Annotated in this window: 7 protein-coding genes; 3 read left to right on the top strand and 4 right to left on the bottom strand. The window is 70.1% G+C overall.

What is annotated here, in order from left to right; translation table 11 throughout:
- Window positions 1-2 precede the first annotated feature (2 nt).
- Window positions 3-869, bottom strand: a complete 867-nt coding sequence (locus VF330_RS25520) for a DUF4231 domain-containing protein (protein WP_330854208.1) — start codon at window positions 867-869, stop codon at window positions 3-5.
- 178 nt (window positions 870-1,047) lie between these two features.
- Here VF330_RS25520 and VF330_RS25515 point away from each other — a divergent pair, with 178 nt between their 5' ends.
- Window positions 1,048-1,878, top strand: coding sequence for an oxygenase MpaB family protein (locus tag VF330_RS25515; RefSeq protein ID WP_330854207.1), 831 nt, complete (start codon window positions 1,048-1,050; stop codon window positions 1,876-1,878).
- A 3-nt stretch (window positions 1,879-1,881) separates the two neighbouring features.
- On the opposite strand, the gene VF330_RS25510 is transcribed toward VF330_RS25515, so the two are convergent.
- Together VF330_RS25510 and VF330_RS25505 are read right to left on the bottom strand one after the other, a co-directional pair.
- On the bottom strand, window positions 1,882-2,898 hold the full coding sequence (locus tag VF330_RS25510; protein ID WP_330854206.1) for a hypothetical protein: 1,017 nt from the start codon (window positions 2,896-2,898) through the stop codon (window positions 1,882-1,884).
- Window positions 2,899-2,917: 19 nt separating this feature from the next.
- Window positions 2,918-3,682, bottom strand: coding sequence for an alpha/beta fold hydrolase (locus tag VF330_RS25505; RefSeq protein WP_330854205.1), 765 nt, complete (start codon window positions 3,680-3,682; stop codon window positions 2,918-2,920).
- 95 nt (window positions 3,683-3,777) lie between these two features.
- Between VF330_RS25505 and VF330_RS25500 the strand changes: the two genes are divergently transcribed.
- Entirely contained in the window at window positions 3,778-5,280 is a 1,503-nt protein-coding gene (locus VF330_RS25500; protein ID WP_330854204.1) for a chitinase, read from the top strand.
- A 41-nt stretch (window positions 5,281-5,321) separates the two neighbouring features.
- On the opposite strand, the gene VF330_RS25495 is transcribed toward VF330_RS25500, so the two are convergent.
- Window positions 5,322-5,963: a transcriptional regulator gene (locus tag VF330_RS25495; protein ID WP_330854203.1), complete on the bottom strand. Its 642-nt coding sequence runs from the start codon at window positions 5,961-5,963 to the stop codon at window positions 5,322-5,324.
- Between the two features lie 70 nt (window positions 5,964-6,033).
- Between VF330_RS25495 and VF330_RS25490 the strand changes: the two genes are divergently transcribed.
- Window positions 6,034-6,360 carry a DUF6204 family protein gene (locus VF330_RS25490; RefSeq protein WP_330854202.1) on the top strand — a complete coding sequence of 109 codons (327 nt, stop codon included), beginning with the start codon at window positions 6,034-6,036 and terminating at the stop codon, window positions 6,358-6,360.
- Window positions 6,361-6,429 lie beyond the last annotated feature (69 nt).

Raw genomic sequence — 6,429 nt, 5'->3', positions numbered from 1 at the left:
GGTCAGGTGGTGCTCGGGCGCGAGGCGAGCCAGGCCGAGTGCTCCTTGCTGATCACCGCTTCGGCCTCGGCGACCGTCGTGGCCCAGTCGCTCTCGGCGGTGAAGGGGAGCTGCCGGTAGATCTGCGCCAGCTCGCTGGCGGCGGCGAGGTAGGCGAGGTTGAGGTTCTCGTATTGCCGCAGCCCGATCCACGCCGCGCCGCCCGCGACCGCCGCCGCCATCACGCCGGACAGGTCGACGTCCCACACGCCGTTGATGCGCAGGATCGCGAGCACGATCGCGACGAACTCGCCGCCGAAGAGCAGGAACCGCCAGAGGGACGCGCGTTTCTCGTTGCGCTCGGCGCGGTCGCGGTACCAGGACAGCTGCCCGTGCACCCGGTGCTCGCGGTAGGCGTCCCTGCGCTCGGTGAACGACTTCGCCCGAAGCTCCGCCATGACCTGGTCGCCCGCGGGGTTGACGCTCGTCAGCAGGAGCTTCTTGCTGTGCTCCGTGACGATCTCGTCGATCCTGACCTCGAGCTCCCGGCGCGCGTGCGGCGCGTCGGACGGGAAGGGATCTCCCGCGACGGCGTAGCGCCAGGCCAGCGACTTCACCCGTTCGGCCACGGCCCGGCCGGCGTTCCACTTCAGCTCCGGGTGCATGGCCCACAGCAGGAACTCGCTGAACAGCGCCACCAGGAACCCCGCGAGCGCCACCCACGCCCAGAAGTCGACCCCGCCGCCGATCTTCCACTTGAACGCGCCACCGACCGCGGCGAGCACGGCGCCGAGCAGGCGCACCCGGCTGAGCCGCAGGGTGCGGCGCTGGCCGTGCGCGGACGCCTTCTCGGCGTCGTGGTAGATGCCGGGCAGGTGCGAATCGTCCATCCGCTTCCGATTCCCCTCTTCCGAGAAAGCTGATCGTGCGACACCAAACGTGTGTTACCACGGTGCCCTCCCGGCGGAGGTCCGTTCCGGTGCGAAGGACGGGTGTTCTCACCCGTACAGCGGAGAGGTGCCCGCGCCGGTCATGCGGAGGTCCCGGCTTTGCGCGCATGATGGAGTGATGCTGGAGGCGCTGCGACGACAGGTGAGCGAAAGTCTCTTCGAGCGGGTCATCGGTCCCGACCGCGCGAAGCACGCGCGCCGGATCCACGAGACGCCCGGCCCGCGCCTGTTCGCCGACGACAGACCGATCCGGCACGTCCACGCCGACCACGCCATGTTCATCGGCGGTCTGCGGGCGCTGTTGCTGCAGTCGTTGCACCCGCTCGCGATGGCGGCGGTCGCCCAGCACTCCGACTACCGCACGGATCCGTGGGGGCGGTTGCAGCGCACGAGCCTGTTCGTCGGCACCACCACCTACGGCACGGCCGAGCACGCGCACCGGACCATCGAACGGCTGGCGCGCCTGCACGAGCGCATTCGCGGCACCGCGCCGGACGGGCGCCGGTACCGCGCCGACGACCCGCACCTGCTGGGGTGGGTGCACGTGGCCGAGGTCGACAGCTTCCTGCGCTGCCACCAGCGCTACGGCGACGAGCCGCTCGACGACTACGACGGCTACGTGGCCGACATGGCGGTGATCGCGGACGCGATGGGCATCCCGGAACCGCCGCGGACGGTCGCGGAGCTCGACGCGCGGCTCAACGCGTACCGGCCGGAGCTGCGAGGCACGGCCGAGGCGCGGGAGGCGGCCAGGTTCCTGCTGCTCAAGGCCCCGTTGCCGGTGGTGGCGCGCGGGCCGTACGCGGTGCTGAGCGCCACGGCCGTCGCGTCGCTGCCGGTGTGGGCGCGGATGCCGCTGCGGCTGCCCTACCTGCCGGTCGCGGAGGCCACCGGTGTGCGGTTCGCGGGGCACGCGCTGATGCGCGGCCTGCGGTGGGTCACGGGCTGAGCGTCAGCGGAAGTCGCTGACGCGGAAGGCGGAGAGCATGTCGCCGTCGCGCGGGTTCGGGGTGACCGGGTTGAACGACGCCTCCGCGCCCACCCAGCCGCGGAACCGGCCGTCGTCGTCGAGGACCTGGAGCATCGGCTTCACGTGCGAGTTGCGGGTGTAGCACTTCTCGTCAGTGCCGTCGGGGCGTTTGGTGAGGCAGCTGCACCACTGCCAGTGGGTGTCGCGGCGGTCGTCGTTCGAGACCCGCACGATGTGGTTCTGGATCGACGTGTCGGTGCTGCCCGGCACGCAGCCGCCCCGGCAGGAGGTACCCGACTCGGGCTGCAGGTACGTGAGGCACCACGACGTCGTGGCGCAGGTCCGGTACTGCGAGATGGCGTAGGCGCCGCCGTCGTGCGACGTCAGGTCGCCGTGGTCCCAGCCGCGGGAGTCGAGCTTGAGCGTGCCGGGGAACGCCTGGATGCTCGCCATCTGCCGCCGGGTGCTCAACGCCGCGTTGCTGCCGTACCCGTACCCCGCGGTCGCGAGGGTGTTGAACCGGTGGTCGAGGCGCACGAGCTTGTTGTCGGGGGTCGAGGTGATGTCCCACTGCTCGGTCCACGCCTGGCCGACGTTCCAGGTGATGTGCAGGACGTCGTCGTCGGTGACGTCGTAGGTGCCGGTCCGCGTCTCGCCGGGAGGCGAGGTGAACCCGCCGGCGGTGAGCACCTGGCAGTCGCGCACCAGCGTCTGGCCGGGCGTCGGTGACGAGGTCGCGCACGAGGAGTCAGGTGTCGTCCCGGTGCCCTGGCGGGCGACGGGCTCGCGCTGCCACCACAGGTGGGTCCGCGCGGTGACCGCGCCCGAGTCGGAGAACTGGTAGGTGCCCAGGCGCACCCAGTTGTCCGTGCCGGCCTTGAACGACCCGAGGGACACGACGAAGTTCGTCTTCCCGCCGGGCAGATCGGCGGCCGAGGCGGTGGCGGGCAGGGAGGCGCACAGCGACAGGACGAGGAGGACCACCGGAGTCTTGCGCATGCGACCCCCTGGAGACGGGCTAGCTCTCCAGGAAGTCGACCACGAGCGGGGTGGCCTCGCTCGCGAACTCCTCGAAGTAACCGTGTCGTGCTCCCTCGATCAGGTGCATCCGGGCGCCGGTAACCCGTTCCGTGATCAGCGGGGCGTTGGCCGCGGGGTTGAAGATGTCGTCCGTGCCGTGCACCACCAGCGTCGGCGCGGTGATCGACGGCAGCACGTCCCACGCGTCGTGCTCGCCGCTCGCGAACAGGTGCCGCTTGCGCGCGTAGGGCGGCATGTCCGGGTCGCCGAGCGTGTTGAACGGCCCGCGGTAGGCCGGTGTGTACATCAGCGCCTCCAACGCCCTGCGGGCTTTCATCGGCTCGACTTGCGCCAACGACCTGCGCACCTCGGCGCTGCGTTCGACCGCGTGCGGGCCGCCGGGGGAGGTGCAGCCGAGCACGAGCCGGTCGACGCGCTCGCCGTGCGAGGCCGCGATCCACTGCGCGATCCGGCCGCCCATCGACGTGCCGTAGACGTGGGCCCTGCCGATGCCGGCGTCGTCGAGGATCGCGACGCAGTCCGACGCGAACATCCGCGTGCTGTAAGGGATGTCCGGCTTGTCGCTGGAACCGGTTCCGCGGTGGTCGGTGACGATCGTGGTGAACGACCGCGAGAACTCCGGGCGGACCTGCGACCACCAGCGGGACGGGTTCGACTGCCCCGCGATCAGCAACAGCGGCGGGCCGGACCCCTCCACCGAGTAGTAGAGCCGGGTTCCGTCAGCGGCGCGAGCGTGGGACACGGCTGTTCAGCCTAGAACCTTGACTTATCGGTTGATGGTCTAGTCCAATTCGGGGAGGACCCCCTGCCGGCCGCCAAGCGTGGGATGGAGCAGCCATGCCGTTGTTCGCTCGAATATCCGCGGTGGCCGCACTGGTGCTCGGCACCGTGGTCGTGAGCCTCGCCCCTGCCAGCGCCGCCGGTGTCACGGCGACGTTCTCCAAGCAGTCCTGGGACACCGGGTACACCGCGACGGTCACGATCAAGAACGAGACCAGCGCGGCGATCAGCTCGTGGAAGCTGGAGTTCGACTACCCGGCCTCGACCTCGGTCGGCGCCTACTGGGACTCGCTGCTCACCAAGAGCGGGAACCACAACACGTTCGCCAACCGCGAGTACAACGGCTCCGTCGCGCCGGGTGCCAGCGTGTCGTTCGGCTTCAACGCCTCCGGCACCGCCGACCCGGCGAACTGCAAGATCAACGGAGCCGTCTGCACCGGTGGCGGCACCTCGCCGACGTCGACCACGACGACCACCAGCACCACCACGACCACGACCACCACTACGACGACGACCACCACGACGACCGGTCCGCCTCCCACGGGCTCGTTGCCGCGCAAGGTGCTCGTCGGCTACCTGCACGCGAGCTTCGCCAACGGCTCCGGCTACATCCGCATGAAGGACGTGCCGGACGAGTGGGACGTCATCAACCTGTCGTTCGCCGAGCCCACCAGCGCGACGAGCGGGGACCTGCGGTTCGCGCAGTGCCCGGTCGCGGAGTGCCCGAACGTCGAGTCCGAGGCCGAGTTCATCGCCGGCATCCGCGCCCAGCAGCAGAAGGGCAAGAAGGTCAACATCTCCATCGGCGGCCAGAACGGCCAGGTGCGGCTGGAGACCACGGCGGCGCGCGACGCGTTCGTGCGCTCGGTGTCGGCGATCATCGACAAGTACGGCCTCAACGGGCTCGATGTCGACTTCGAGGGCCACTCGCTGTCGCTCAACGCCGGTGACGTCGACTTCAAGAACCCGACCACGCCCGTGGTCGTGAACCTGATCTCGGCGCTGCGGTCGCTGAAGGCCAGGTACGGCGCGAACTTCGTGCTCACGATGGCACCGGAGACGTTCTTCGTGCAGGTCGGCTACCAGTTCTACGGCGGTGCCGGCGGCGGTGACTCGCGCACCGGCGCGTACCTGCCGGTGATCGAGGCGATGCGCAACGACCTGACGCTGCTGCACGTGCAGGACTACAACTCCGGACCCGTGATGGGCCTGGACAACCAGTACCACACCATGGGCGGCGCGGACTTCCACGTCGCGATGACCGACATGCTGCTCGCCGGGTTCCCGGTGCGCGGCGACGCGTCCAAGTTCTTCGCGCCGCTCAAGCAGGAACAGGTCGCGATCGGCCTGCCCGCCGCGCAGTACGCGGGCAACGGGTTCACGTCGGTCGCGGACGTGCAGACCGCGCTGGACTGCCTCACCAAGGGATCGCGGTGCGGCAGCTACAAGCCGAAGGGCGTGTACCCGAACCTGCGCGGCCTCATGACGTGGTCGATCAACTGGGACAAGTACAACAACTACGAGTTCTCCAAGTCCCACCGGGCTTATCTGCCCCGCTAGCGGTCCGTGGGGGCGGCTTGCGAGCCGCCCCCACGTCGCGTTCACGCCAGCGTGGACCAGAACTCCAGCTCGTAGGCCTGCAGCAGGCGGCCGTAGCGCCACGCGTGCTTCGGCTGCCAGCCGCGGTCCAGCGCCGCCTGCACGGCGGCGACCGCGCGTTCCTCCAGCTGCGGCGCGGGAGTGGCGAAGAAGTCGACGAACGCGCACGCCTCGTCGTCGAACCCGTAGTGCTCGCGCAGCCCCTTGGCCATGCGCGCGCAGTAACCGCCCCACGCGGTGAAGTTGGCCAGGATCGCGAGGATCACGTCGGTCGGCTCGCCGTTGAGCGCCATCCACGCCTGGTAGGCGGGGTAGGACTGGCAGCCGGGGAACGGCTCGTAGCCCTGGAAGTCCTTCGCGGACATGCCCGCCGCCTCGGCCAGCGGCTGCAGCATGGGCAGCACCAGCTCCTCGCCGCCCGCCAGCAGCGTGAAGAACGCCCGCGCGTTCGCCTCCTCGGCCTTCGCCGCGAGCGCGAGGAACGTGCGCCAGTCCGACGACACGATGTGGTTCTCCTCGGCCGCGAACGTGGCGATCACCCCGCGCGGGGCCTCGCCCGTCTCGATCAGCTTGACCACGAGGTTGTCGTGCTCGCCGGGGTGCAGCTCGGTCCGGATGCGCGCGACCAGCTCTTGTGCGTTCATGGGGCGCGATTCTTCCGCACCCCGGAAATCGGTGGCCAGGGCGGCGGGGCTTCGGGGACCATCTCCGCTCGTGGCTGAACACACCTACCGAGTACTCGTCCGCGGCCGCTTCGCCGACCTGACCGACGACCAGCGCGCGTCGCTGAAGGAGCGCCTCGCGGGGTTCGACTTCCTGCGCGACGCCGGGTTCAGCGAGGAGGGCGCGCTGACCTACGACGAGAAGCTCGACTTCTTCAGCTACCGGGTGGTCCTCACGGCCGACGGCAAGCCGGACGAGGCGGGGCTGCGGCGCGCGTCCACGGCGCTGGACGCGCTCGGGGTGGACTTCAAGGGCCTGAAGGCCAAGGTCACCGACATGGACGAGATGAAGATCAACCGGCCGAGGCGGCTGGGCTGACGACGAAGGCCCCGCACGCCGGGGGGAGTGCGGGGCCTTCGTCGTCAGTGCCGGATCACGTGCGGGAGC

It is taken from the genome of Lentzea sp., assembly GCF_036380075.1.
Classification (GTDB): domain Bacteria; phylum Actinomycetota; class Actinomycetes; order Mycobacteriales; family Pseudonocardiaceae; genus Lentzea.
The sequence above is the reverse complement of the archived record's forward strand: the minus strand, read 5'-3'. Positions and strand labels throughout refer to the sequence as shown.